We start from the raw sequence: 26,591 nt of genomic DNA on the forward strand, positions 1-26,591 counted from the left end.
GCACACCGGGGACGAACCGTTGCCGGACACCGAATCATGAGGGCCGACGAAGAAGCGCCCGCCGCCAAGGAGTTACGTACGAGCGGCGAGCCCCGTACCTGGCGGGTCACCGCGACCAACGGGGTCACCGTGTCCGGGTACCTGCCACCGTGGGCGTACGAGGACCCGAGCGAATCCGACGTACATCCGGTGGCCCTACCGGTCGGCTTGGCCCGCCTGGAGTTGTTCCGCTACTTCGACGGCGTGCCCGGCTCCCTCGTCGGCCCCGGCGACGGCACGGACGAGGACGGGTACACGACGCCCTTCGGCGCCCTCACCTGCCACCCCTGCGCCGACCGCGAAACCCCCGACCGCCCCGTACACCCCGTCCTGACCATCCAGGTCAGCGACACCGAAGAGACGGTCTGTACCGACCCCGACGAACTGGCCGCCCTCATCACCCGGCTGCGCGCCCACACCGACTACCTCGACCAGCACGTACGCCCCGCGTTCACCACGATCCGCGAGGACTGGCGGACCCACCACCGCGCCGTGACGGAGGAAGTTTCGCGAAGCGGGGCACGGCGCCCCCTGTCCCCCGGGGTAGCCACGTACTGTCGGTCGAGGGACCAGCCCACCACCGGCGTAGGGTCCGGCGACGGCATCAGTGCGGCAGAAGGGACGGTGACGGCGTGAGGCTCACCATTCTCGGGGGCGGCGGATTCAGGGTGCCCCTGGTGTTCCGGGCGCTCCAGGCGGACCCGACGGTGACGGAACTGGTCCTGCACGACACGGACCCGCTGCGGGTGCGGGTCGTCGCGAAGATCCTCGCGGAGCTGTCCGCGCGGGGCCCCCGCGGCCCGGAGGTGCGGGTGGAGGCGGAGCTGGACGCGGCCCTGCGCGGCGCGGACTTCGTCTTCTCGGCGATGCGGGTGGGCGGCACCGCGGGCCGGGTGCGGGACGAGCAGGTCCCGCTGGCCGAGGGGGTGCTCGGCCAGGAGACGGTGGGCGCGGGCGGTGTGCTGTACGGCCTGCGGACGATCCCGGTGGCGCTGCACCTCGCGGAACGGGTCCGCGCGGTGGCCCCGTCGGCGTGGGTGATCAACTTCACCAACCCGGCCGGGATGGTGACGGAGGCGATGGCCCGGGTGCTGGGGCCGCGGGTGATCGGCATCTGCGACTCGCCGGTGGGGCTGGTGCGGCGGGCCGCGCGGGCGGCGGGCGCGGACCCGGACGCGCCGGGCTTCTCGTACGACTACGTGGGCCTGAACCACCTCGGCTGGCTGCGCGGAATGGCCGCGGACGGGCGGGAGTTGCTGCCGGGGCTGCTCGCGGACCCGGCGGCGCTCGGGTCGTTCGAGGAGGGGCGGCTGTTCGGCGCGGAGTGGCTGTCGGCGCTGGGCTCGCTGCCCAACGAGTACCTGCACTACTACTACTTCCGGCGGGAGGCGCTGGCCGCGGTGCGCTCCGCGGACGCCACCCGGGGGGAGTTCCTGCACCGGCGGCAGTCGGAGTTCTTCACCGCCGCGGACGAGGCGGGCGGGCCGGGCGGCGCGAACGGGCCGGGCGGCGACCCGTCGGCGTACGACCTGTGGGAGCGCGCCCGGCTGGAGCGCGAGGAGACGTACATGGCCGAGAACCGCGCGGCCACCGGCGGTTGGCAGCGCGACCCGCACGATCTGGACGGCGGCGGCTACGACAAGGTGGCGCTCGCGCTGATGCGGGCCATCGCCCGCGACGAGCGCACCGTACTGATCCTCAACGTGCCCGGAGGCGGGGTCGTTTCGGCGCTGGACCCGGACGCGGTGGTCGAAGTGCCGTGCGAGGTGGGGGCGTTCGGGGCGCGGCCGCTGGCGGTGGCGGCGCCCGACGAGCACCAGGCCGGTCTGATGCTGGCGCTGAAGTCGGTGGAGCGGGCGGCGATCGAGGCGGCCACGACCGGTTCGCGGGCGGCGGCGCTGCGCGCGCTGGTACGGCACCCGCTGGTCGACTCCGCGGCGGCGGCGAGCCGTATCCTCACCGCCGCCGGCTGGTGAACGCGGCCGCCCGGCCCGCCGCACGCGTCTGAACTGCGGGTTAACGCAACGGAAACCGCTGGTGAACGCGCCCGCCGTCGCCACGCGCGTAGACGGCTCTTGACCTGCTCGGATGGCGGGGTCTACATTCCGCCGCACCACCAAGTCCTGAAGGAGCACCGCCATGCCCCGTGCCCGACTGTCCCTGCGTGCCCGCGCGTTGGCCGTCACCGCCACCGCGGTGACGCTGGGCGCCACGTTCTACGGCGTCGGCGTCGCGACCGCGGACAACTCCGCACCGCGCAGCGACCAGCAGATCCCGAACCTCACCAACGTCGTCAGCCAGATCAAGGCGTACTACGGCGACACCGTCGACGCGTCGGGCGAGCACCAGGCGTCTGCGACCAGCAACTACGCCAAGCAGGTCGCCGGTATCGAGGCGAAGGCGAAGGCGTACCTGGCGCACGCGGCGGCCACCGCCGGCCACGACAAGGGGCACGGCAAGGGCGGCAAGCCCGCGATCGTGCTCGACGTGGACGACACCAGCCTGCTGACGTACAACTACGAGCTGGAGGTGGGCTTCAACTACACTACGGCGACCAACCAGGCGTACCTGGACACCAAGAACATGCCGCCGGTGTTCGGCATCGACTCCCTGGTCAACTGGGCGTCCTCGAAGGGCATCACGGTCTTCTGGATCACCGGCCGCCCGGAGGCGCAACGCGCCGACACCGCGCGGAACCTGACCGCCGAGGGCTTCCAGGCGCCGTCCGACACCGCGCACCTGTACCTGAAGAACACCGCCACGCCGCCGTCGTACCTGGCGTGCGGGTCGACCTGCACGACCGTGGAGTACAAGTCCGGCACCCGGGCGCACATCGAGTCGCTGGGCTACGACATCGTCGGCAACTTCGGCGACCAGTACAGCGACCTGGAGGGCGGGCACGCGGACCGCTCGTTCAAGCTGCCGAACCCGATGTACTACCTGCCGTAACCGGATGAAGCCGGTCAGCCGGCACGGCGTTTGGGCACCGGGACGCGCATCAGGTCGTGGGCGACGGTGAGTTCACCGGTGAAGCCCGCCGCGCGGGCCTGGTGCCCGAAGTCGTCCGGGTCGGGGTAGCGCTGCGAGAAGTGGGTGAGCACCAGGTGCCGCACACCCGCCTCCGCGGCCACCCGGCCCGCCTGGCCGGCCGTCAGGTGGCCGAACTCCTCGGCGGACCGGGCGTCCTGGTCCAGGAACGTGGACTCGATCACCAACATGTCGCAGCCGTCGGCGAGTTCGGGCACCGCGGGGCACATCCGGGTGTCCATCACGAAGGCGAAGGACTGGCCCGGCCGGACCTCGCTGACCTGCTCGACCGTCACCCCGCGCAGCACGCCGTCGCGTTGCAGCCGTCCGACGTCCGGTCCGGCGATGCCGTGGGCGGCGAGCCGCTCGGGCAGCATCCGCCGCCCGTCCGGCTCGTCCAGCCGGTAGCCGTACGCCTCCACCGGGTGGGACAGCCGCCGCGCCGACAGCGTGAAGCGCGCGGTGGTCTCGATCGGGCCGTCCGCGTCGAGCGGCCGGGCGTGCAGGTCGGCGGTCTCGTGGTAGGCGGTGGCGTACCGCAGCCGGTCGAAGTAGCGCTGCCCACTGGCCGGGTAGTACGCGGTGACCGGGTGCGGCACCCGGTCCAGGTTGATCCGCTGCACCACCCCGGCCAGGCCCAGGCTGTGGTCGCCGTGGAAGTGGGTGACGCAGATCCGGTTCAGGTCGTGTGCGGCCACCCCGGCGTGCGCCATCTGGCGCTGGGTGCCGTCGCCGGGGTCGAAGAGGATGCCCTCGTCGTCCCAGCGCAGGACGTAGCCGTTGTGGTTGCGCTGCCGGGTCGGCACCTGGCTGGCGGTGCCGAGGACGACGAGTTCGCGGGGCGACATGGCGCGCGGGCCCGTGCGGGGCTCAGACCAGCCGTTGCAGGTCGCGGCCGCCCAGCACGTGGGCGTGCGCGTGGAAGACCGTCTGGCCCGCGCCCGGGCCGGTGTTGAAGACGATCCGGTAGCCGGTGTCGGCCACCTTCTCCTGCTCGGCCACCGCGGCGGCCTCGCGCAGCACGTCCGCGGCGGCGGCCGGGTCGCCGGCGGCCAGCTCGGACGCGTTCGCGTAGTGCGCCCGCGGGATCACCAACACATGGGTCGGCGCCTGGGGGTTGATGTCCTGGAACGCGATCGTGGTCGCCGTCTCCCGCACGATCGTCGCCGGGATGTCCCCGGCCACGATCTTGCAGAACAGGCAGTCCGGCTGCGCTTCTCCCGCCACCGCGGCACCCCTTGCTCTTCCGCTCGCCTCATCCGTCGGCGCGCCGGCACCCGCGCCGGCCCGCCACCCGGCATCGTATCGGCCCGGCCGCCCCGGGTCTCGAAGGTCCGCGGTCCGCCGCGGGGGGCGGCGCCCCAGCCGTACGGCCATGCTTCCATGCGTCCATGCGTCCATGCGTCCGCGCGTCCGGTGCGCGTCCACCGTGTGGGGGATGGCCGAGGCCGGGCGGGGCGGGCATCGTTGGGGGGATGGGACGTATCGGGTGGAACCGGGGTGTGGGACTGGCGGGCGCCGCCGTGGTGCTGGCGGCGGTCGCGGGGTGCGAGCCGGTCGACGGGCTGGACAGCTCCAACGTGTCGGTGAGCACCAACCAGTTGGCGACGAAGGCCCTCAAGCGGGACCACGTCGCGGTGCAGTGGCTGTCCTGCGGCGTGACCGAGGACGCGCACGACCCGAAGGTGGACTGCCTGGGCCGCACCGAGGACCAGCGGAAGATCACGGTGAAGGGCGACGTGACCCGGCAGACGGACCTGCGCTGCCTCCAAGGCCACCTCACCGCCGCCGTGGACGGCCGTACGGTCTTCGACGTGCGCGGACTCGGGGCCTGTTGACGAACCGGCCCGCCCGCCCGGCCCCCGGGGCGAATCCGATATCCACTGCTCGCAGGCGTTGATCCTGGCTAGGCTGGCACCGTGACCCAGTCCTCGCTCTCCACACAGCCTCCGGGTTCCGCCCACCGCACGCACCACCCGTCGTACCTGCGCAACCCGCACCCGTACGGCGGCCAGGTCGTCTTCACCGCCGAGGACGACGTGTGGGTCGCACCGCTCGACGGCGGACGGGCGTGGCGGGTCAGCGCGGACAACATGCCGGTCAAACGTCCGCGGATCTCGCCGGACGGCGCCGTCGTGGCCTGGACCTCCACCCGCGACGGCGCCCCCGAGGTGCACGTCGCGGATCTGGCCGGCGGCCCCTCGCGCCGCCTGACGTACTGGGGCAACGCGCTGACGTCGGTGCGCACCTGGACGCCCGACGGCGAACTGGTGGTGGTGACCACCGCCGGCGAGGCGTCGCTGCGCCGCACCTGGGCGCACCAGGTGCCGCTGGACGGCGGCCCCTCGCGCCGGCTCCCGCTCGGCCCGGTCGGCGACCTGGCGTACGGGCCGGACGGCGCGGTGCTGCTCCAGTCGGTGACGATGGGGCGCGAGGCCGCGTACTGGAAGGGCTACCGGGGCGGCACCGCGGGCAAGTTGTGGCTCGACCCGGACGGCGGCGGGCAGTTCGCGCGGCTGCACCAGGACATCGACGGCAACATCGAGTGCCCGATGTGGGTCGGCGACCGGATCGCCTTCCTCTCCGACCACGAAGGCCAGGGCGCGCTGTACTCCAGCCGCCCCGACGGCACCGACCTGCGCCGCCACACCCCGCTCGGCGGGTTCTACGCGCGCCACGCCGCCACCGACGGCACCCGCGTGGTGTACACCTGCGCCGGCACCCTGCATGTGCTGGACGGCCTCGGCGAGGACACCGCACCGCGCCCGCTGGAGATCGAACTCGGCGGCCAGCGCACGGACTTGCAGCCCCACCCGGTCCGCCCGGCCGCCTACCTGGGCGACGCCCGCCCCGACCACACCGGCCGCGGCAGCGCGGTGGAGGTGCGCGGCACCACCCACTGGATCACCCACCGCGGCGGCCCGGCGCGGGTGCTGTCGGCCCGGCCGGGCGTCCGCACCCGGCACCCGCGGGTGTTCTCGCAGGGCGACGACCAGTACGTGGTGTGGGTGACCGACGCCGACGGCGACGACGCGCTGGAGATCGCCCCGGCCACCGGACCCGCCGGGGACACCGCGCCGCGCCGGCTCGCCGCGGGACGGCTCGGCCGGGTGCACGAGATCGAGGTCTCCCCCGACGGCCACCGCATCGCGGTCGCCTCGCACGACGGCCGGCTGCTGCTGGTGGACACCCAGACCGGCGAGGTCCGCGAGGTGCCGACCGCCGCCGAGACCGCCGAGGACGGCACCCCCGCCGCCGAGTCCGCCTGGCACCACGCCGACGTGAGCGACCTGGCCTTCTCCCCCGACTCCGGCTGGCTGGCCTGGTCCCAGCCCGGCCCGGGCTCGCTGCGGCAGATCATGCTCGCCTCCACCGCGGACCTGACCCTGGTGACGGCGACCCCGCTGCGCTTCATCGACTACGCCCCCGCCTTCACCGCCGACGGCCGGCACCTGGCGTTCCTGTCCGAGCGGGCCTTCGACCCGGTCTACGACGCCCACGTGTTCGACCTGTCCTTCCCCAACGCCTGCCGCCCGTACCTGATCACGCTCGCCGCGACCACGCCGTCGCCGTTCGGCCCGCAGCGGCACGGCCGCCCGTACGACGACGACGCGGACGACGACAGCGGCGAGGCGGGCGAGGGCGCGGGCGCCGACGCGGGCGGCGCGGACCCGGTCGCCGGCGACCCGGCCGCGGGCCCGACCGGGTCCGCCGCCTCCGCCGCTTCCGCCGCCTCCGGTACGCCCACCGGCGCGGGCCGCCCCGGCAGCCGCGAACGGTCGCGCGCCACCAAGGTCGACGCGGAGGGCATCGCCGACCGCATCGTGCCCTTCCCCGTCGAGGCGGGCCACTACTCCGGGCTGCGCGCCGCCAAGAACGCGGTGCTGTGGCTGCGCCACCCGCTGACCGGCACCCTCGGCACCGCGCTGGCCACCCCCGAGGCGGAGCCGCCGGAGTCCGTCCTGGAGCGCTACGACCTGCGGCAGTTGAAGGTCGAGGAGATCGCCGCCGACGCCGAGGCGTTCGCGGTCTCCGGCGACGGCACCAAGGTCCTCGTCAACAGCGGCTCGCGGCTGCGGATCGGCCCGGCCGACAGCAAGTACGACGACGACTCCGACGGTTCGACGACCATCGACCTGTCCCGGGTGCGGGTCACCGTCAACCCCGCCGACGAGTGGCGGCAGATGTTCGACGAGACGCACCGCCTCGCGCGCGACCACTTCTGGCGGGCCGACATGGGCGGCCTCGACTGGGACGCGATCGGCGCGCGGTACCGCACGCTGCTGGACCGGGTGGCCACCCACGACGACCTCGTGGACCTGCTGTGGGAGCTGCACGGGGAGCTGCGCACCTCGCACGCGTACGTCACCCCGCCCGGCGGCGCCGGCGACCCGCGCCGCAACCAGGGGCTGCTCGGCGCGGACATCTCCCGTGCACGGGACGGCAGTTGGCGGGTGGACCGGGTGCTGCCCGGCGAGTCGTCCGACCCGCGGGCCCGCTCGCCGCTGGCCGCGCCCGGGGTGGCGGTGCGCGCCGGGGACGCCCTCCTCGCGGTCGACGGGGTGCCGGTCGACCCGCGGACCGGCCCGGCGCCGCTGCTGGTGGGCACCGTGGGCAAGCCGGTCGAGCTGACCGTCGCCCCTGCCGCGGGCGGCCAGGTCCGGCACGTGGTCGCGGTGCCGCTGGCCAGTGAGGAGGCGCTGCGCTACCACGACTGGGTCGCCGACCGGCGCGCCTACGTCCACCGGGCCTCGGGCGGGCGGCTGGGGTACCTGCACGTGCCCGACATGGTCAGCAACGGCTGGGCCGAACTCCACCGCGACCTGCGGGTGGAGATGGCCCGCGACGGGCTGGTGGTCGACGTCCGCGAGAACCGCGGCGGGCACACCTCGCAGCTCGTCGTGGAGAAGCTCGCCCGCCGGATCATCGGCTGGGACCTGCCGCGGCACGGCCTGCCCTTCAGCTACCCGCAGGACGCGCCGCGCGGGCCGGTGGTGGCGGTCGCCAACGAGTTCTCCGGGTCGGACGGCGACATCGTCAACGCCGCGATCCGCACCCTCGGCATCGGCCCGGTGGTCGGCACCCGCACCTGGGGCGGCGTGGTCGGCATCGACAGCCGCTACCAGCTCGTCGACGGCACCGCGGTGACCCAGCCGAAGTACGCGCTGTGGTTCGAGGGGTTCGGCTGGTCGGTGGAGAACCACGGGGTGGACCCCGACGTCGAGGTGGTCGTCACCCCGCAGGACTACGGCGCCGGCCGCGACCCGCAGCTCGACCGGGCCATCGAGATGGCCCTGGAGTCGCTGGCGGCCACCCCGCCCAAGTCGCCGCCCCGCCTGCCGGACTGACGCCCGCCGCGCGTCCCCGGACGTCGCACGACGGCTCCCTTCGTGCCGGGCACGAAGGGAGCCGTGTCGTTCACCGGTCGGCCGCCGCGGGGCGGCCGGCGGTCAGGACTGCTGCCAGACCTGGTTGGCCGCGCCGGTGCAGGACCAGATCTGCACCTGGGTGCCCGCCGTGGTGGAACGGTCGGTGTCGTCCAGGCACTTGCCCGACGCCGGGTTGAGCAGGGTGCCGTCGGACTGCGGCTCCCAGACCTGGGCGCCGGTGCCGTTGCAGCTGTGCAGTTGCACCTTCGTGCCGTCCGCGGTGCCCGCCGACGTCACGTCCAGGCACTTGCCGTACGCCTTCGCCGTGTGGTCGGCGCCGAGCACCCACTCCTGGGCGGCGGTGCCGTTGCAGGCGTAGACGTCGACCTTGGTGCCGTCGGCGGTGGTGCCCCCGCTCACGTCCAGGCACAGGCCCTGGTAGCCGACGAGCGTGCTGGCCAGCGGCGCGTCCGCGCGCACCACGGTCCACACGAAGCTGGTCGACGCGCTCGCGCCCGCCCGGTCGTGAGCGGTGACGGTCACCGTGGTGGTGCCCGCTGCGGTCGGGGTGCCGGTGATGGTGCCCGACGACGAGATCGAGGTGCCGGCCGGCAGCCCGGTGGCGGTGAAGACCGGGGTCTGGCCGGAGGTGGTGTCATGGGCGGCGACCCGCACCGACACCGCCCGGCCGGTGAGCCCCTCCTGCGACCCCGGGGAGGTGACCGTCAGCGGCGTGCCGAGCTGGGCCTTCGTCACGTTCAGGTTGCCGCCCAGCGGCAGGTGGTCGTGGGAGTCGCCGACCGAGATCCGGTACGGGCCCGTCGCCGTGGTCCACGTGCCCGCCGACTCGTCGTACGTGCGCAAGTTCTGCTCGGTGAGCGGGAAGCTGACGGTCTTGCTCTGCCCGGGCGCGAGGTCCACCCGTGCGAAGCCCTGGAGCGCCTTGGGCTCGCTGCTGCCGTTGGGCTGGGTGACGTACAGCTGCGCGATGTCGGCGCCCTTCCGGCGGCCGGTGTTGGTGACGGTCGCGGTCACCGTGGCGCTGCCGCCCGCCGTCAGCTTGCCGATCTTGAGGTGGCTGAAGGAGAAGTCGGTGTACGACAGGCCGTAGCCGAACGGGAAGAGCGGGGTGAGGTGCTGGGCGTCGTAGTAGCGGTAGCCGACGTCGACGCCCTCGGAGTACTGCACGGTGCCGTTGGTGCCCGGCCACTGCGCGGCGGTGCTCGCGGGCACCTGCGCGATCGAGGTGGGGAAGGTCACCGGGAGGTGGCCGGAGGGGTTGGTGTCGCCGAAGAGCAGCGAGGCGATCGCGGTGCCGTAGTTCTGGCCCGGGTACCAGGCCTCCATGACGCCCTTCACCGAGTTGATCCACGGCATCGTGACCGCGGAGCCGGTGTTGAGCACCACCACCGTGTTCGGGTTGGCGGCGGCGACCGCGGAGACCAGGCTGTTCTGCGCGTCGGACAGGTCCATGCTGCTCAGGTCGTTCGGCTCGCCCTCGTACTTGCTGACGAAGACCACCGCCACGGAGGAGGAGGCGGCGAGCGACGCGGCCGAGGCGGTGTCGGAGCCGTCGTCGTAGGCGACGCTGACGCCGCTGCCCGCGCGGGCGGTGATGCCCTGCAACGGGGTGACGGTGCCGCTGGAATTGACCTGCGCGCTGCCGCCGCCGCGGGTCAGGGCCGCGGTGGAGCCGTCGGTGCCGATCACCGCGATCGAGGAGGTCTTCGCGCCGAACGGCAGGATCTTGCCGCTGTTCTTCAGCAGGACGGTGCCCTCGGCGGCGATCTGCGTCGCGGTGTTCTTGTGGGCGTCGGTGGTGGCGACCGCGTCCAGCGAGCCGGAGGGCGCCTGGTCGAACTGGCCGAACGCGAACATCTCGGTGAGGATGCGGCCGACCATGCCGTCCAGCGTGGCCTGGCTGACGTCGCCGGCGGCGACCGCGTCGCTCAGCGCGGTGCCGAAGTAGCCGTCCTTGCCGGACATGTCCTGGTCCAGGCCGGCGTTGGCGGAGGCCGCGGTGGAGTGGGTGGCGCCCCAGTCGGAGGTCACGAAGCCCTGGAAGCCGAACTGCTTGCGCAGCACCGTGTCCAGCAGCAGCGGGTTCTGGCAGGCGGACGTGCCGTTGATGGTGCTGTAGGAGCACATCACGGACGAGGCCGCGCCCTCCTGCACCGCGGTCTGGAAGGCGGGCAGGTAGATCTCCTGCATCGCCTTCTGGCTGATGACCGCGTTGTCGGCGGCGGTGTTGCGGTTGGTCTCCTGGTTGTAGACCGCCAGGTGCTTGACCTGGGCCATCACGCCCGCGGACTGCACCCCGCGGATGTCGGCGGCGCCCATCTGCCCGTTGAGGTAGGGGTCCTCGCCGATCGACTCGAAGGAGCGGCCCCAGCGTGGGTCGCGGTCGATGTTGATGGTCGGGCCGAGGTCCACGGTGGAACCCTTGGCGGCCTGCTCGGCGCCGATCGCCTGACCGTAGGTCTGCTCGGCGGAGGTGTCCCAGGTGGAGGCGACGCTGACGGGCGCGGGCAGCTGGGTGACGTCGTTCTCGTTGTCCGCGACCCCGGCCGGGCCGTCCTCCAGGGTCATCGCCGGGATGCACAGCGAGGGGATCCCCGGGGTGAAGCCGCCGTAGTTGGAGCCGGTGGTGCCGGTGGTGAGCATCACCTTCTGGGCGTTCGTCATCTTCGCCAGCACCTGGGCGACGCGGTCCGCGATCGGCGCGGAGGAGCGCACCCAGGGGCAGTCGGCCGCCACCGCCTTCGCGGACTGCCCGGCGGCGTCCGCCTGCGCGGCGGGGGCGGAGACGGCACCGAGCAGGCCGGAGCCGCCGAAGACCAGTGCCAGGGCGGCGAGGTACGGTGTTCGCCGTCTCGCCGAAGTGCGGAACGTGTGCACGATGCCTCCAAGCATCTGCCGAGGGGGCGTGGGGGGCGGGGGACACACCTGTCCCGTGGTGCGGCGGTCGGCCGCGGTCACAGGGGCGTGCGGGCATGCGGAAGCGCTGTACGTACGGGGAACGGGCCCACGGTTGCCGACGGTTGCCGGGCATGTGCCCGTCACATGCCCGTGGTTGCGGTGTGATTGAACCCGCCCGCCGGGGTGTGGTCAAGGTCTGAAGCATCATTGCGCTGAATGCTTGGTAAAACGCTGCCATCAGGGACTTTGCGTTCAAGAAGTGAAGGCAAACGGGAGTGCGGGCGGCTGGAGTTGGCGGGTGCGGCGGGTCCGGCGGGTATACGAAAGGCGGCGGGCCGGACGTACGGGCCGCGCAGACGCCGAACGCGGGCCCGCGTGCTGCTCGGTGCGGGCCCGCGTTCGGCGGGGTGGTGCGGTGCGCGGGTCGTGGCGCCTCGCGTGCGGGTGGCGCCGCAGGGGCGCCCGCGGTCAGGCGCCGCGCTGGACGGGCCCGATCTTCGTCCCCTTGGCGACGCGGAGCCGGCCGTCGGCGTAGGACAGGCCCGGGATCTCGCCGCCGGGCGCCTGGAGGGTGAACGACACCTCGTCCGCGGCCAGGGCGGAGGCGCCGCTCGGCACCTGGATGTCGAAGTGCACCGGGTGGCCCGGGCCGAAGGTCACGGCGGCGCTCTGGGCGCCGTAGCGCTGCGCGGTGAGCTTGACGCTCTTGCCGTGCTCGGTGAAGTGCGCGCCGGTCGGCGAGCCGGCCAGCGTGCAGGAGTCGTACCCCTTCGGCGCGGTCAGGGTGACCCGGTAGTGGCGGTGGCCGGCGCTGCTCGCCGTCTGCGTGATCTTCGCGAGGTGGTTGGCCGGGCGGCAGGCCGACGGCGCGCCGCTTCCTGCCGACGCCGCCTGTGCGACGCCGGCGCCGGTGGCCGCCAGGAGTGCGGTGGCGGCGAGGGTGGCGGCAATCCTCCGGTGGGTACGACGCGTCAACTCGGGCTCCTCGTCTTGCGGTGCGGCTCCGCGATCTCCCCGGCGGAACCAAGGTCGACTCGATTCTCGCCCGCCCGAAGTGCGAAGAGCACCCGGATCGCGCCACAGTCGCGTCACCGATATGTCCGGGTTCGGTATCACCGCCTCAGCGACCGCCGGACCACGCTCCCGTACGCCCCGCACCAGCCCCTCCCTCCCGCGGCAGCGGAGCGCCCGCTTCCGCCACCGGAAGGTCACCGCACGGTCTCGATTGCCGAAAATGCCAGGTGGAAGGCCCGAACAAGGTGTCGGATGGGGGGAGTTACGAGCGATTGGGGGCGCCGGATGGGGCGTGATGTGCGGTCGGTCGAGGACTTGCTGCGGGTGCTGGACGGGGTGTTCGCGGGGGGCGGGGACCGGTGGGGGGAGGAGGGCGCCGGGTGGTGGGACGGGTTCTACGCCGACCGGGAGCGCGGGATTCCGTTCTTCGTGGAGAAGCCGGACGAGAACCTGGTGTCGTACGTGGAGGGCGGTCCTGTGGCGCCCGGGCGGGTGCTGGAGCTGGGGTGCGGGCCGGGGCGGAACGCGCTGTACCTGGCCCGCGCGGGCTTCGACGTCGACGCGGTCGACCTGTCCGCGGCGGCGCTGGAGTGGGCGCGCAGCCGTGCGGAGGCGGCCGGCGCCGCGGTGCGCTTCCACCGGGGAAACGTGTTCGACCCGCAGGCGGTACCGCTGCACGGCACGTACGACCTGGTCTTCGACTCCGGCTGCTTCCACCACCTGCCGCCGCACCGCCGGATCAGCTACCTCGCCCTGCTCGACCGGCACCTCGCGCCGGGCGGCCACTTCGGGCTGTCCTGCTTCGCGAGCGGCAAGATGGGCTCCGAAGTACCCGACGCGGACTTCTACCGCGACGGCGCCCTGCACGGCGGCCTCGCCTACCGCCCCGACGACCTCCGGCGGATCTTCGCCGACCTCACCGAGGTGGAGATCCGCCCGATGCGCGACGAGCCCGCGGACTCCCCCCACTTCGGCGAGCCCTTCCTCCACACCGCCCTCTTCCGCCGCCCCTGAGCCGGCCGCCCCACCCCAGCCCACCCGTCGCGGCCGCCGACCTCAGTTGCGTACGAGGACCGTCTCACCGACGTCAACGCCGCGGGACCACAGCTCCTCGGCGTGGTCGGCGAAGCGGTCGAAGAGCCCTCCGGTGCTCAGCTTCCGCAGGTGCAGCAGGGGTGAGTCGTGCCCGACCAGTCGGGCGAGGTGCGGCGTGACAAGGGCGTCGCCGTCGAATCTGAACACCGACAGCGAGACGTGGTTCACAGCGTCCTCGTCGGCGGAGTAGCGGACTTCCAGCCCCTCGTGCGATCCGAGTTTCCCTATGTGCTCCAGGGTGATACGAATCCGCGTCGAGACGCTGAGCGCGACATCCTCCACCTGCTCCCGATGGCGCGTGACGTCCCCGTCCGGGTCGCCCAAAAGGAAACGCACCCTGCACCCGCTGTCGAGTTTCCAGCGCAGCGTCGCGACGAACTGAGGCTGGTCCAGCCAGAGAAAGTAGTTGGTGTACCCGGCGAAGAACAGCTCCTCCGCGGCATTCGCGGTCAGCTCGCCCCACACCGTCGAGGGACACGCCGACCGGTACGGGTACGAGCGAACGATCTCCTGATCACCGCCGGTCTTGATCCTGCTCTTCACTGCCCTCGGCCACAGCACGTCCTGGTCAACTCCCAGCGCAGACGACACATCTTCGCGGTTCCTCGCATGCGGGACCAACTCCGCGTCGGCCACCCATCGTTCAACGGTCTTCCCGGAAACGCCAACCCGCAGCGCAAGCTTCGACGGAGCGCCGCCACCGGCATCGTCAGGAGGGAATCCTTATGAGCAACAGCGGCAAGGACCTGAGCGGTTGGGGGTGGTTTTCGGCGCGGGATTGTACGCGAACCAACTCGCTTTCCGCCGGGAGCAGTCGGGCATGACGTTGGTACAGCTGGCGGAACTGTGCCTGTACGAGCAGTCCTACCTGCACCGCCTGGAGACCGGTGGTCGGCTGGGCACTGTGCAGGCGGCCCGCGCGCTGGACAAGGTGTACGGCACCGGGGACCTGCTGGAGCGGCTGTGGCACCTGGCGAAGCGGGAGACGAAGGACCGGCTCGTCCTCGGGCTGGCGCCGTTCGAGGCGAACGCGGCCAGCATCCAGGAGTACGCCGTCAGCACCGTCCCCGACCTGCTCCAGACTCGCGCCTACGCCCGGGAACAACTGCACCTGGCGCCGTTGAGCGACGAGCAGACGACGGAGTTGGTCGCAGCACGGCTGGATCGGCAGGCACACCTGATCGGGCCGGAGCCGGTGCACTACCGGGCACTGATCGATGAGGCGGTACTGCGGCGCAAGGCCAGGGACCCGAAGACGTGGGCGGCGCAGTTGGAGCACCTGATCGGCGCGGCGCAGTGGCCAGGCGTGTCGGTGCATGTCGTGCCGTTCGGGACGGGGCCCCATCACCTGCGTAGTCCGCTGGAGCTGGTTTACCTGCGCGACGGCTCCAGCCTGGCGTACACGCAGGGAAGCTGGAGTGGGCACCTGACCAACGACCCGGAGGAGGTGGAGCCGCTGCGGATCGCGTTCGACGCGCTGCGCGACAGCGCCCTCGTCCCGGCGGAATCGCTCACGTTCCTCCGTACGCTGCTGGAGGAGCACGCGGGGGAAGAAGCGCAGGCGTAAGCGTTGAGCGTCGACGTCGCCGCGCCCGGTACGTCGGGCGGAGCGGTTGCCGGGCGACCCCGCGGCGTGGAAGGGCCTACCCCCAGCGGCCGGTGCGGGTCATCAGGAGGGAGAGGGCTGCTACGCCGGCGGTGGAGGTGCGCAGGACGGTGGGGCCCAGGCGGTAGGAGGGGGCGCCCGCGGCGGCGAAGAGGGCCAACTCCTCGGGGGAGACGCCGCCTTCGGGGCCGACCACGAGCATGACGGAGCCGGTGGCGGGCAGTTCGGCGGTCGCGAGCGGGGACGCGCCCTCTTCGTGGAGTACCGCGGCGAAGTCCGCGTCGGCGAGCAGGGTGCTCAGTTGACGGGTCGTCACCTGTTCGGCGACGGTGGGGAAACGCAGGCGCCGCGCCTGCTTGGCCGCCTCGCGGGCGGTAGCCCGCCACTTCGCCAGGGACTTCGCGCCGCGCTCGCCGCGCCACTGGGTGACGCAGCGGGACGCCGCCCACGGCACGACCGCGTCCACACCGGCCTCGGTCATGGTCTCCACCGCCAGCTCGCCGCGGTCGCCCTTGGGCAGTGCCTGCACGACGGTGACGGACACCGCCGGCGCGACCTCGATCCGCTGCTCGCGCACCTCGACGTCGAGCACGTCCTTCCCGGCGACCGCGGCGACCACGCCGCTCACCGCCCGCCCGGCGCCGTCGGTCAGCACGATCTCCTCGCCGGGCTGGAGCCGCCGCACCGACACCGCGTGCCGCCCCTCGGCGCCGTCGAGCCGTACGACCGCCGGGGCGCCGTCGAGCGCGGCGGGGCCGACGAGGAACACCGGGGCGGTCATGCGCGGGCCCCCTGCGCGGCGTGCAGTTCGGCGGCCAGGGTCTCCACGAGCGCGCCCGCCGACAGCTCCCGCGCCAGCCGGTGGCCCTGCCCGGCCCACAGCGCCATCGCCTGCGGGTCGCCGAGCCCGGCCGCGGCCCGGCGCACCGGCTGCGTCAGATGGTGCACCTGCGGATAGCCGGGCGGGGCGTAGCGGCCGTGCTCGCGTACGAAGCGGTTGAGCAGGCCGCGCGCCGGGCGGCCGCTGAAGGCCCGGGTCACCTCGGTACGGGCGTACACCGGGTCGGTGAGCGCCTGCTTGTGGAGCGGGGACGCGCCCGACTCAGGGCAGACCAGGAACGCGGTGCCCAGCGCGGCCGCGGAGGCGCCCGCGGCGAGCACCGCGGCGATCTGCTCGCCCCGCATCAGCCCGCCGGCGGCGATCATCGGCAGCGGCACCGCCTCGCGGACCTGGGTGATCAGCGTGAGCAGGCCGAGCCCGGTGCCGTCGAGCTGCGGGTCGTCGCGGTGGGTGCCCTGGTGGCCGCCGGCCTCGATGCCCTGGACGCACACCGCGTCCGCCCCGGCCCACTGCGCGGCCAGCGCCTCCGCGGGCGTGGTGACGGTGACCACGGTGTACGTGCCGGCCTTGGTGAAGGCGTCCAGCACGGCCCGGTCGGGGCAGCCGAAGGTGAAGCTCACCATCGGCACGGGGTCCTCCAGCAGCACCGCGACCTTCGCGTCGTAGGCGTCGTCGGAACCGGTGTCCGGGTCGCCGAGCGCGGTGTCGTACCAGGCGGCCTCGCCGGCGAGCTGCTCGGCGTAGACCGCGACCGCGGACGGGTCCACGGTGGCGGGCTGCGGCATGAACAGGTTCACCCCGAACGGCTGCGACGTGGCGTCGCGCAGCTGCCGGATCTCCTGGTACATCGCCTCGGACGTCTTGTACCCGGCGGCGAGGAAGCCGAGGCCGCCGGCCCCCGACACGGCGGCCGCCAACCGCGGGTTGGAGGCACCCCCGGCCATCGGGGCCTGCACGATCGGGTACGCCGAAAAGGAGGAGAGATCGGTCAACGCGGGCATGTGGTCATCGTGTCACGGAGGGTGCGGTGCCCCGCGCGTCGGGGGCCGGTTCACCCGGCCCCCGCCCACGGTCTAGCGGCCGTTGAACGCGTCCTTCAGCCGTGAGAACAGCCCCTGCTGGCCGGGCGCGAACTGCCCGGTGGGCCGCTCCTCGCCGCGCAGCTTCGCCAGCCGCCGCAGCAGCTCCTCCTGCTCGGCGTCGAGCTTGTGCGGCGTGACGACCTCGACGTGCACGATGAGGTCGCCGCGGCCGCCGCCGCGCAGGTGCGTGATGCCTCGCTGGTGCAGCGGGATCGACTGGCCGGACTGGGTGCCGGGCCGTACGTCGATCTCCTCCAGGCCGTCCAGCGTCTCCAGCGGGCACTTGGTGCCGAGCGCGGCCGCCGTCATCGGGATCGTGACGGTGCAGTGCAGGTCGTCGCCGCGGCGCTGGAACACCGAGTGCGGCAGCTCGCGGATCTCGACGTAGAGGTCGCCGGCCGGGCCGCCGCCGGGGCCGACCTCGCCCTCGCCGGCGAGCTGGATACGGGTGCCGTTGTCGACACCGGCCGGGATCTTCACCGTCAGGGTCCGGCGCGAGCGCACCCGCCCGTCGCCCGCGCACTCCGGGCAGGGGGTGGGCACCACGGTGCCGAAGCCCTGGCACTGCGGGCAGGGCCGGGAGGTCATGACCTGGCCGAGGAAGGAGCGGGTGACCTGGGAGACCTCACCGCGGCCGCGGCACATGTCGCAGGTCTGCGCGGAGGTGCCGGGCGCGGCGCCCTCCCCGTTGCAGGTGCCGCAGGTGACCGCGGTGTCCACCTGGATGTCCTTGGTGGTGCCGAACGCGGCCTCGTCCAGCTCGATCTCCAGCCGGATCATCGCGTCCTGGCCGCGCCGGGTGCGCGACCGCGGGCCGCGCTGCGAGGACTGGCCGAAGAAGGCGTCCATGATGTCGCTGAAGTTGCCGAAGCCGGCGCCGAAGCCGCCCGCACCGCCCCCGCCGCCCGCCGCGGACAGCGGGTCGCCGCCGAGGTCGTAGACCTGCTTCTTCTGCGGATCGGAGAGGACCTCGTAGGCCGCGTTGATCTCCTTGAACCGCTCCTGGGTCTTCGGGTCGGGGTTGACGTCCGGGTGCAGCTCACGGGCGAGGCGGCGGAACGCCTTCTTGATCTCGTCCGGGCCCGCGTCGCGACGCACGCCGAGTACGGCGTAGTAGTCCGTGGCCACCTACGACTCCGCCAGGATCTGTCCGACGTAACGTGCCACTGCGCGTACCGCTCCCATCGTTCCGGGGTAGTCCATGCGGGTCGGTCCGACCACGCCTAGCTTGGCGACTGCCTCGTCGCCCGAACCGTAGCCGACCGCCACCACGGAGGTGGAATTGAGGCCCTCGTGAAAATTCTCATGCCCGATCCGGACGGTCATGGTGCCGTCGGCGGTCTCCCCGAGGAGTTTGAGGAGCACCATCTGCTCCTCCAGCGCTTCGAGCACCGGCCGGATCGTGAGCGGGAAGTCGTGGTGGAAGCGGGTCAGGTTGGCGGCGCCGCCCAGCATGATCCGCTCCTCCTTCTCCTCGACGAGGGTTTCGAGGAGGGTGCTGAGCACCGCGGCGACCGACGGGCGGTCGTCGGGGTCGAAGCTGTCCGCCAGGTCCTGCACGAGCGGCGGCACATCGGGGAAGCGGCGGCCGGTGACCCGGCTGTTGAGCCGGGCGCGCAGGTCCGCCAGGACCGTCTCGCCGACCGGGCCGGGGCAGTCGATGATCCGCTGCTCCACCCGGCCGGTGTCGGTGATCAGCACCAGCATCACCCGGGCCGGCGCGAGCGAGAGCAGTTCCACATGCCGCACCGACGAGCGGGTCAGCGACGGGTACTGCACCACGGCGACCTGCCGGGTGAGCTGGGCGAGCAGCCGGACCGTGCGGGCCACCACGTCGTCGAGGTCGACGGCGCCCTCCAGGAAGTTCTGGATCGCGCGGCGCTCGGCGCCCGACAGGGGCTTGACCCCGGCGAGCCGGTCCACGAAGAGGCGGTAGCCCTTGTCGGTGGGGATACGGCCGGCGCTGGTGTGGGGCTGCGCGATGTACCCCTCGTCCTCCAGCACCGCCATGTCGTTGCGCACGGTGGCCGGGGAGACGCCGAGCGAGTGGCGCTCGGTGAGCGCCTTCGATCCGACGGGTTCCTCGGTACCGACGTAGTCCTGGACGATGGCGCGCAGCACTTCGAGTCTGCGTTCGCTCAGCATCGCGCACCTCCAACCCGTTGTCCCGACCCTGCGGCCTGGCACTCCGCCGTTTCGAGTGCCAACACTCCCGCAGTCAGTGTACGGCGCGGCGGCAAGGGCTCGGCAAGAGCGACGGCGATCCGGTCTTGCCCGGCGGCCCGGTACGGGCGGTACGGGCGATACGCGCGGTACGTACGCCGGCCCGGGCGCGCGTGCGGACGGAGGGCGGGTGGGGGCGTGAGGGGGTGCGCCGGGGGCGGGTGCCCGCGCGCGGCGGCGCGGGCGGGGCGATAGCGTCGGGTCGTGAGCGATGAGGAGAGGGCCGGAGCCGGGGCGGTGCCGGGCGCCGGCGGGTCGGGGTGGGAGCAGCTCGCCCCGGGAGTCGCCCGGCGGCGGCTGCCGCACCTCGACGTGACCATCGGGCTGGTGGTCGGCACGGACGGGGTGCTGATGGTGGACACCGGGTCCACGCTGCGCGAGGGCGCGGAACTGCGGGCGCAGGCCGAAGCGCTGACCGGGCGGCCGGTGACCCATGTCGTGCTCACCCACGGGCACTTCGACCACGTCTTCGGCGCCGCGGCCTTCCCCGAGGCCGAGGTGTACGGGCACCGCGCGCTCGGCGGCCCGCCGGCCGGGGACGCCGAGGCGATGCGGGCGGACGCGGTCGCGCACGGCGTCGATCCGGCGGAGGCCGCCGCCGCGGCCGCCGCGCTGCGCCGGCCGACCCGGCCCGTCCTCGACCGGCTCGCCCTCGACCTCGGGGACCGGCCGGTGACCCTGCTCCACCCCGGGCCGGGGCACACCGGCCACGACATCGTGGTGCACGTGCCCGGTGCCAGCCCGAGCGATCCCTCGGTGCTGTTCTGCGGCGACCTCGTGGAGGAGTCCGGGCCGCCCCAGGCCGGACCCGACGCCGTCCCCGCGCAGTGGCCGACCGCGCTAGACGCCCTCCTCGCCCTCGGCGGCGAGACCGCGCGCTACGTCCCCGGGCACGGCGCGGTGGTCGACGCGCGCTTTGTCCGCCGGTTGCGGGGTGCCCTGACCCCCTAGGCCGCCCCGTCCTGCCGGCTCCGGGACCACCTGCCGGTGGTGGGCTTGTCGCGCAGTTCTCCCCCAGAGCTTCGCCTGGGAGGGACCCCCACGCGCCCCTGAGTATGTGCGGCCCCTCCGCGAAAGAACGCTGCGTACCCAAAAGGGGCGCGGGGAACTGCGCGACCAGCCACTGACGACAGGTGGTCCCGGAGCCGGCAGATCCGGGAACGGCGGGGGGTCAGGCTCTACGATCGTGCGCATGCGCAGCAGGAGTTATGACCCTGACCTCACACCGCCGTGGAAGAAGTCCGACCCGGCACCGGAAGTGGCCGCAGAACGGGACCTGGTGGTCGAAGAGATCCGCACGGGTTTCTGCGGGGCCGTGGTGCGGGTCGAGAAGACCGCCGAGGGCCTGACCGTGACGTTGGAGGACCGCTTCGGGAAGCTGCGGGTGTTCCCGATGGCGCCGCGCGGCTTCCTGATCGACGGGCGGACGGTGACCCTCGTACGGCCGCGGGGCGGGGCGCCGGCGCCCCGGGGGCCGCTGCTGTCGGCGTCGGGGTCGATCGCGGTGCAGGGCGCGAAGGCGCGGGTGGCCCGGGCGGGGCGGATCTACGTGGAGGGCCGCCACGACGCGGAGCTGGTGGAGCGGGTGTGGGGCCATGACCTGCGGGTCGAGGGCGTGGTCGTGGAGTACCTGGAGGGCGTGGACGACCTGCCCGCGATCGTGCGGGAGTTCGCCCCCGGCCCGGACGCGCGGCTGGGCGTCCTGGTGGACCACCTGGTGCCGGGCTCGAAGGAGTCCCGGATCGCCGCGTCCGTCACGAACGAGGACGTGCTGGTGGTCGGGCACCCGTTCATCGACGTGTGGGAGGCGGTGAAGCCGTCGTCGGTGGGCATCGCGGAGTGGCCGCGGGTGCCGCGCGGCGAGGACTGGAAGACCGGTGTGTGCCGGGCGCTGGGCTGGAGCGACCTGACGACGGGCGAGGCGTGGCAGCGCATCCTGGCGTCGGTCGCGTCGTACAAGGACCTGCGGCCGGAGCTGCTGGGCGCCGTGGAGCACCTGATCGACTTCGTGACGGCGCCGTAGCCGGGGGCGGCCGGGGCCTTCAGTCGACCAGGTCCCGGACCACGGCGTCGGCGAGCAGGCGGCCGCGCAGCGTGAGGACGGCGCGGCCCTCACCGTAAGGACCGGGCTCCAGGAGGCCGTCCCTTACCGCCCGGGCGGCGGCCGCGGCACCCTGTTCCGCGAGGATGTCCAGCGGGCAGCCGTCGGCGAGCCGCAGCTCCAGCAGGACCCGCTCGATCCGGCGGTCCTCGGCGCTGAGCAGTTCGCGGCCCGCCCCGGGGCTGCGCCCCTCCGCGAGGGCCTGCGCGTAGGCGCCCGGGTGCTTGGCGTTCCACCAGCGCACCCCGCCGACATGGCTGTGCGCGCCGGGCCCGGCGCCCCACCAGTCGGCGCCGGTCCAGTACAGCTCGTTGTGGCGGCAGCGCGCGGCCGGACCGGTGGCCCAGTTGGACACCTCGTACCAGCCGTAGCCGGCCGCGGACAGCCGCTCCTCGGCGATCAGGTAGCGGTCGGCGTGCACGTCGTCGTCGGTCGTCGGCACCTCGCCGCGGCGGATGCGCCGGGCCAGCTGGGTGCCCTCCTCCACGATCAGCGCGTACGCCGAGACGTGGTCGGGTCCGGCGCCGATCGCCGCGTCCAGCGACGCGTGCCAGTCGGCGTTGCTCTCCCCGGGGGTGCCGTAGATCAGGTCGAGGTTGACGTGGTCGAACCCGGCGGCGCGGGCCTCGGCGACGCATGCCTCGGGGCGCCCGGGGGTGTGCGTGCGGTCCAGCACCTTCAGCACGTGCTGCCGGGCGCTCTGCATGCCGAACGACACCCGGTCGAAGCCGGCCGCCCGCAGTTCCGCGAGGTAGGCCGGGTCGACGGACTCCGGGTTGGCCTCGGTGGTGACCTCGGCGTCCGGCGCGAGACCGAACTCGTCGCGGATCGCGGCGAGCATCCGCCCGAGGTCGGCGGCGGGCAGCAGCGTGGGGGTGCCGCCGCCGACGAACACGGTGTCGACCTGGCGGGGGTCGTCGCCGAGCACCTTGCGGGCGAGCCGGACCTCCTCGACGAGCACGTCGGCGTAGTTGTCCCGCGAGGCCAGCGCGCCGCCCGAGCCGCGCAGCTCGCTCGCGGTGTAGGTGTTGAAGTCGCAGTAGCCGCAGCGGGTGGCGCAGTACGGCACGTGCAGGTAGAAGCCGAGCGGGCGACCGGCGGCGGCCGCGAGCGCGGCGGCCGGCAGGGCGCCGTCCGCGGGCACGGGTTCCCCGTCGGGGAGTACGGATGGCATCCGTCCAGTATCCGCCACCCGCGCGCACCGCATCCCGCCACCCGCGCGCGCCGCGGACCGGGCGCCGTACGGCCGGGCTCCTTCCCGCCGCGGGCCCCCGGCTCCTGCCCGGCCGGCTACGCCTCGACGGCGCCCGCGTACATCTCGTCGATCAGCGGCGCGAACTCGCGCTCGACGACCGGCCGCTTCAGCTTGAGGCTGGGCGTGAGGTCGCCGTGCTCCACGTCGAGGTCGCGCGGGAGGATGCGGAACTGGCGGATCTTCTGCCAGCGCTGGAGCCCCGCGTTCAGCTCCTGGACGTAGCCGTCGATCAGCTCGCGCACCTGCTCGGTGCCGACGAGTTCGGCGTAGGAGCGGCCCGCCAGGCCGTTGTCGCCGGCCCAGCCCAGCAGCGCGGGCTCGTCGAGGGCGAGCAGCGCGGAGCAGAAGTTGCGGCCGCCGCCGATCACCAGGACGTTGCTGACGAACGGGCACACCGCCTTGAACTGGCCCTCGACCTCGGCCGGAGCGATGTACTTGCCGCCGGAGGTCTTGATCAGGTCCTTCTTGCGGTCGGTGATCTTCAGGAAGCCGTCGGGCGACAGCTCCCCGACGTCCCCGGTGTGGAACCAGCCGTCGGGCTCCAGCACCTCGGCGGTCTGCTCGGGCAGCCCGTGGTAGCCCTGCATGATGCCCGGGCCGCGCAGCAGGATCTCGCCGTCCTCCGCGATGCGCACCTCCAGGCCGGGCAGCGCCTTGCCGACGGTGCCGGTGCGGTAGGACTCCCCGGGGTTGACGAAGCTCGCCGCGCTGGACTCCGTCAGGCCGTAGCCCTCCAGGATGTGGATGCCGGCGCCGGCGAAGAAGAAGCCGATCTCGGGGGCGAGCGCGGCCGACCCGGAGACGCAGGCGCGCAGCCTGCCGCCGAACGCCTCGCGCAGCTTGCTGTAGACCAGCCGGTCGGCGACCGCGTGCTTGCTGCGCAGCGACAGCGGGACGGTCGGGGAGCCGGTCAGCCGCATGCTGTTCTGTGCGGCCTTGGCGTAGTCGCGGGCGACCTGCGCGGACCACTGGAAGATCTTGTACTTGGCGCTGCCGCCCTCCCTGGCCTTGGCGGCGACCCCGTTGTAGACCTTCTCGAAGATCCGCGGCACGGCGGCCATGTAGGTGGGCCGGACCGCGGGCAGGTTCTCGATGATCTTGTCGACCCGGCCGTCCACGGCGGTGACGTGGCCGATGGTGATGTGCCCGGCGGTGAGCACCTTGCCGAAGACGTGGGCGAGCGGCAGCCACAGGTACTGCACGTCGTTCTCGTCGAGCAGCCCGACCGCCTGGATGGCGCGGGCCATGTACGCCCAGGCGTCGTGCGGCAGGCGCACGCCCTTGGGGCGGCCGGTGGTGCCGGAGGTGTAGATCAGGGTGGCGAGCTGGTCCTTCGTGAGCGCGGCCACCGCGTCGGTGACGGCGGTCGGGTGCTGCTCCAGGTAGGCGGCGCCGCGCTTCTCCAGGTCGGCCAGCGACAGCACCCAGCCGTCGTTGTCGGCGTCGGTGGCGGCGGCCGGGTCGATCACCACCACGTGCGCGAGGTCGGGCAGCTCGGCGCGGCGCGCGCGGGCCTTGGCCAGCTGCGCGGCGTCCTCGGCGATCAGCACCCGGCTGCCGGAGTCGGCGAGGATGAACGCGGTCTCGTCGGCGTTGGTCGACGGGTAGACGGTGGTGGTCGCCGCGCCGGCGCACAGCACGCCGAGGTCGGCCAGAATCCAGTCCACCGAGGTGTTCGCGGCGATCGCGACCCGCTCCTCGGGGCGCACCCCGAGGTCCATCAGGCCGGCGGCGATGGCGTGGACCCTGGTGGCGGCCTGGCCCCAGGTCAGCGACCGCCACTCGTCGGGGCCCTCCCCGGACGCGGGTGGCACCGGCATGCGGTACGCCTCGGCGTCCGGCGTCGCGTCGACGCGCTCCAGGAAGAGCGTGGCCACGGACGGCGGCCGGTTCTCGATCAACGTCTGCGTGTCGGTCACGACAACCTCCGGGCCCGAACGGCGTTCTTAACTCACCAGTAACCTATCCGCGATCAGGGTAGAGGCCATACGTCCGTGATGTAAGGGGGGACGGGCGGCGGGTCGCAAACCGTGACCGCGCCGCCCGTCCCCACCCAGCCCGCGCCCACCGCGCGCGGCACTACTTCTTCGCCTTGGCCTCGCCCTCGCTGTCGGTGGACAGCACCGCGATGAACGCCTCCTGCGGCACCTCGACGTTGCCCACCATCTTCATCCGCTTCTTGCCCTCCTTCTGCTTCTCCAGCAGCTTGCGCTTGCGGGAGATGTCGCCGCCGTAGCACTTGGCGAGGACGTCCTTGCGGATGGCGCGGACCGTCTCGCGGGCGATCACCCGGGCGCCGATGGCGGCCTGGATGGGCACCTCGAAGTTCTGCCGCGGGATCAGCGTGCGCAGCTTGCCGACCAGCCGCACCCCGTAGGCGTACGCCTTCTCCTTGTGGGTGATCGCGGAGAACGCGTCGACCTTGTCGCCGTGCAGCAGGATGTCGACCTTCACCAGGTCGGCGGCCTGCTCGCCGGTGGGCTCGTAGTCCAGCGAGGCGTAGCCGCGGGTCTTGGACTTCAGCTGGTCGAAGAAGTCGAAGACGATCTCCGCCAGCGGCAGGGTGTAGCGGATCTCCACCCGGTCCTCGGAGAGGTAGTCCATGCCCAGCAGCGAGCCGCGCCGGTTCTGGCACAGCTCCATGATCGCGCCGATGAACTCGGTGGGGGCGAGCACGGTGGCGCGCACCACCGGCTCGTGCACCTCGGCGATCTTGCCCTCGGGGAACTCGCTGGGGTTGGTGACGGTGTGCTCGGTGCCGTCCTCCATCGTGACCCGGTAGACCACGTTGGGGGCGGTGGCGATCAGGTCGAGGCCGAACTCGCGCTCCAGCCGCTCCCGGATCACGTCCAGGTGGAGCAGGCCGAGGAAGCCGACGCGGAAGCCGAAGCCGAGGGCGGCGGACGTCTCGGGCTCGTAGACCAGCGCCGCGTCGTTGAGCTGGAGCTTGTCCAGCGCCTCGCGCAGCTCCGGGTAGTCCGAGCCGTCCAGCGGGTACAGGCCGGAGAAGACCATCGGCTTGGGGTCCTTGTAGCCGCCCAGCGCCTCGGTCGCGCCGGCCGACTGGGTGGTGATGGTGTCACCGACCTTGGACTGGCGTACGTCCTTCACCCCGGTGATCAGGTAGCCGACCTCGCCGACGCCCAGGCCGTCGGCGGCGAGCATCTCCGGGGAGTTGGTGCCGATCTCCAGCAGCTCGTGCACGGCGCCGGTGGACATCATCCTGATCCGCTCGCGCTTGGTGAGCTGCCCGTCGATCACCCGGACATAGGTGACCACGCCGCGGTAGGAGTCGTAGACGGAGTCGAAGATCATCGCGCGGGCGGGCGCGTCGGCGACGCCGACCGGGGCCGGCACGTCGCGGACCACCCGGTCCAGCAGCGCGTCCACGCCGACGCCGGTCTTCGCGGAGACCCGCAGCACGTCGGCGGGGTCGCAGCCGATCAGGTTGGCCAGTTCCTCGGCGAACTTCTCCGGCTGGGCGGCCGGCAGGTCGATCTTGTTGAGCACCGGCACGATGGTGAGGTCGTTCTCCATCGCGAGGTAGAGGTTGGCCAGCGTCTGCGCCTCGATGCCCTGGGCCGCGTCGACCAGCAGGATCGTGCCCTCGCAGGCGGCCAGCGAGCGGGACACCTCGTAGGTGAAGTCCACGTGGCCGGGGGTGTCGATCATGTTGAGGATGTGGGTGCGGCCCTGGTCGTCGCCGGCGGTCGGCGCCCACGGCAGGCGGACGGCCTGCGACTTGATCGTGATGCCGCGCTCGCGCTCGATGTCCATCCGGTCGAGGTACTGGGCGCGCATCTGCCGCTGGTCGACGACGCCGGTGAGCTGGAGCATCCGGTCGGCCAGCGTCGACTTGCCGTGGTCGATGTGGGCGATGATGCAGAAGTTCCGGATCAGCGCCGGGTCGGTACGGCTCGGCTCCGGGACGTCGTGCGGCAGAGGAGAAGGGGTCGCGGGCACGCGGGGTCCAGTTTCTTGAGAACGTGAGGACGGGCGGACTGTCCCCCATAGTCCCAT

General features: G+C 73.0%; 21 protein-coding genes. 9 read left to right on the forward strand and 12 right to left on the reverse strand.

Translation table 11 applies throughout. The annotated features are described in order from the left end of the window. Window positions 1–36: 36 nt before the first annotated feature. The 3 genes from WA788_RS28330 (at window position 37) to WA788_RS28340 (ending at window position 2,988) form a co-directional block, all read left to right on the forward strand. Window positions 37–675 (forward strand): DUF6907 domain-containing protein, encoded by a 639-nt coding sequence (locus tag WA788_RS28330; RefSeq protein ID WP_335982035.1) that lies wholly within the window; start codon window positions 37–39, stop codon window positions 673–675. Then, on the forward strand, window positions 672–2,015 hold the full coding sequence (locus tag WA788_RS28335; RefSeq protein ID WP_335982037.1) for a family 4 glycosyl hydrolase: 1,344 nt from the start codon (window positions 672–674) through the stop codon (window positions 2,013–2,015). The genes WA788_RS28330 and WA788_RS28335 overlap by 4 nt, the downstream gene beginning before the upstream one ends. Before the next feature lie 163 nt (window positions 2,016–2,178). Next, window positions 2,179–2,988: an HAD family acid phosphatase gene (locus WA788_RS28340; RefSeq protein WP_335982039.1), complete on the forward strand. Its 810-nt coding sequence runs from the start codon at window positions 2,179–2,181 to the stop codon at window positions 2,986–2,988. A 14-nt stretch (window positions 2,989–3,002) separates the two neighbouring features. Here WA788_RS28340 and WA788_RS28345 read toward each other — a convergent pair whose 3' ends face one another. Both WA788_RS28345 and WA788_RS28350 read right to left on the reverse strand, forming a co-directional pair. After that, window positions 3,003–3,914 (reverse strand): ribonuclease Z, encoded by a 912-nt coding sequence (locus tag WA788_RS28345; RefSeq protein WP_335982041.1) that lies wholly within the window; start codon window positions 3,912–3,914, stop codon window positions 3,003–3,005. A gap of 22 nt (window positions 3,915–3,936) precedes the next feature. Further along, window positions 3,937–4,293: a histidine triad nucleotide-binding protein gene (locus WA788_RS28350; RefSeq protein ID WP_335982042.1), complete on the reverse strand. Its 357-nt coding sequence runs from the start codon at window positions 4,291–4,293 to the stop codon at window positions 3,937–3,939. A 248-nt stretch (window positions 4,294–4,541) separates the two neighbouring features. Here WA788_RS28350 and WA788_RS28355 point away from each other — a divergent pair, with 248 nt between their 5' ends. Both WA788_RS28355 and WA788_RS28360 read left to right on the forward strand, forming a co-directional pair. Further along, a complete protein-coding gene (locus tag WA788_RS28355) occupies window positions 4,542–4,904 on the forward strand; it encodes a hypothetical protein (RefSeq protein WP_335982043.1) in 363 nt (120 codons plus the stop codon). A gap of 81 nt (window positions 4,905–4,985) precedes the next feature. Then, entirely contained in the window at window positions 4,986–8,414 is a 3,429-nt protein-coding gene (locus WA788_RS28360; RefSeq protein WP_335982045.1) for a S41 family peptidase, read from the forward strand. Between the two features lie 102 nt (window positions 8,415–8,516). Here the strand turns inward: WA788_RS28360 and WA788_RS28365 are convergent, their stop codons facing one another. Next, window positions 8,517–11,333, reverse strand: a complete 2,817-nt coding sequence (locus WA788_RS28365; RefSeq protein WP_335982046.1) for a glycoside hydrolase family 3 C-terminal domain-containing protein — start codon at window positions 11,331–11,333, stop codon at window positions 8,517–8,519. 489 nt (window positions 11,334–11,822) lie between these two features. Next, window positions 11,823–12,329 carry a DUF4232 domain-containing protein gene (locus WA788_RS28370; protein ID WP_335982047.1) on the reverse strand — a complete coding sequence of 169 codons (507 nt, stop codon included), beginning with the start codon at window positions 12,327–12,329 and terminating at the stop codon, window positions 11,823–11,825. 324 nt (window positions 12,330–12,653) lie between these two features. On the opposite strand from WA788_RS28370, the gene WA788_RS28375 reads away from it, so the two are divergent. After that, window positions 12,654–13,382 (forward strand): class I SAM-dependent methyltransferase, encoded by a 729-nt coding sequence (locus WA788_RS28375; RefSeq protein WP_335982048.1) that lies wholly within the window; start codon window positions 12,654–12,656, stop codon window positions 13,380–13,382. A 42-nt stretch (window positions 13,383–13,424) separates the two neighbouring features. On the opposite strand, the gene WA788_RS28380 is transcribed toward WA788_RS28375, so the two are convergent. Further along, window positions 13,425–14,024, reverse strand: coding sequence for an XRE family transcriptional regulator (locus WA788_RS28380; RefSeq protein WP_335982169.1), 600 nt, complete (start codon window positions 14,022–14,024; stop codon window positions 13,425–13,427). Window positions 14,025–14,223: 199 nt separating this feature from the next. On the opposite strand from WA788_RS28380, the gene WA788_RS28385 reads away from it, so the two are divergent. Continuing rightward, on the forward strand, window positions 14,224–15,030 hold the full coding sequence (locus tag WA788_RS28385; protein WP_335982171.1) for a helix-turn-helix domain-containing protein: 807 nt from the start codon (window positions 14,224–14,226) through the stop codon (window positions 15,028–15,030). Between the two features lie 76 nt (window positions 15,031–15,106). Here the strand turns inward: WA788_RS28385 and WA788_RS28390 are convergent, their stop codons facing one another. The 4 genes from WA788_RS28390 to hrcA form a co-directional block, all read right to left on the reverse strand. Then, a complete protein-coding gene (locus tag WA788_RS28390) occupies window positions 15,107–15,850 on the reverse strand; it encodes a 16S rRNA (uracil(1498)-N(3))-methyltransferase (protein WP_335982050.1) in 744 nt (247 codons plus the stop codon). Beyond that, window positions 15,847–16,911, reverse strand: coding sequence for a nitronate monooxygenase (locus tag WA788_RS28395; RefSeq protein WP_335982052.1), 1,065 nt, complete (start codon window positions 16,909–16,911; stop codon window positions 15,847–15,849). Before WA788_RS28395 ends, WA788_RS28390 begins: the two co-directional genes overlap by 4 nt. A 72-nt stretch (window positions 16,912–16,983) precedes the next feature. Beyond that, window positions 16,984–18,120: a molecular chaperone DnaJ gene (gene dnaJ, locus WA788_RS28400; RefSeq protein ID WP_335982054.1), complete on the reverse strand. Its 1,137-nt coding sequence runs from the start codon at window positions 18,118–18,120 to the stop codon at window positions 16,984–16,986. Next, a complete protein-coding gene (gene hrcA / locus WA788_RS28405) occupies window positions 18,121–19,137 on the reverse strand; it encodes a heat-inducible transcriptional repressor HrcA (RefSeq protein ID WP_335982056.1) in 1,017 nt (338 codons plus the stop codon). It abuts the gene before it with no gap. 282 nt (window positions 19,138–19,419) lie between these two features. Between hrcA and WA788_RS28410 the strand changes: the two genes are divergently transcribed. Continuing rightward, window positions 19,420–20,166 (forward strand): MBL fold metallo-hydrolase, encoded by a 747-nt coding sequence (locus WA788_RS28410; protein WP_335982058.1) that lies wholly within the window; start codon window positions 19,420–19,422, stop codon window positions 20,164–20,166. 241 nt (window positions 20,167–20,407) lie between these two features. Continuing rightward, window positions 20,408–21,238, forward strand: a complete 831-nt coding sequence (locus WA788_RS28415) for a DUF3097 domain-containing protein (protein WP_335982059.1) — start codon at window positions 20,408–20,410, stop codon at window positions 21,236–21,238. A gap of 19 nt (window positions 21,239–21,257) precedes the next feature. On the opposite strand, the gene hemW is transcribed toward WA788_RS28415, so the two are convergent. The 3 genes from hemW to lepA all read right to left on the reverse strand — a co-directional run bounded on the left by hemW (window position 21,258) and on the right by lepA (window position 26,534). Further along, complete coding sequence (hemW, locus tag WA788_RS28420; protein ID WP_335982061.1) at window positions 21,258–22,490, reverse strand: radical SAM family heme chaperone HemW; 1,233 nt, start codon at window positions 22,488–22,490, stop codon at window positions 21,258–21,260. Between the two features lie 116 nt (window positions 22,491–22,606). Then, window positions 22,607–24,490: an AMP-dependent synthetase/ligase gene (locus WA788_RS28425; protein WP_335982062.1), complete on the reverse strand. Its 1,884-nt coding sequence runs from the start codon at window positions 24,488–24,490 to the stop codon at window positions 22,607–22,609. Window positions 24,491–24,650: 160 nt separating this feature from the next. Continuing rightward, on the reverse strand, window positions 24,651–26,534 hold the full coding sequence (gene lepA / locus WA788_RS28430; RefSeq protein WP_335982064.1) for a translation elongation factor 4: 1,884 nt from the start codon (window positions 26,532–26,534) through the stop codon (window positions 24,651–24,653). Between the last annotated feature and the right edge of the window lie 57 nt (window positions 26,535–26,591).

The sequence above is a fragment of the Streptomyces sp. CA2R106 genome, assembly GCF_037034245.1.
Lineage (GTDB): Bacteria > Actinomycetota > Actinomycetes > Streptomycetales > Streptomycetaceae > Actinacidiphila.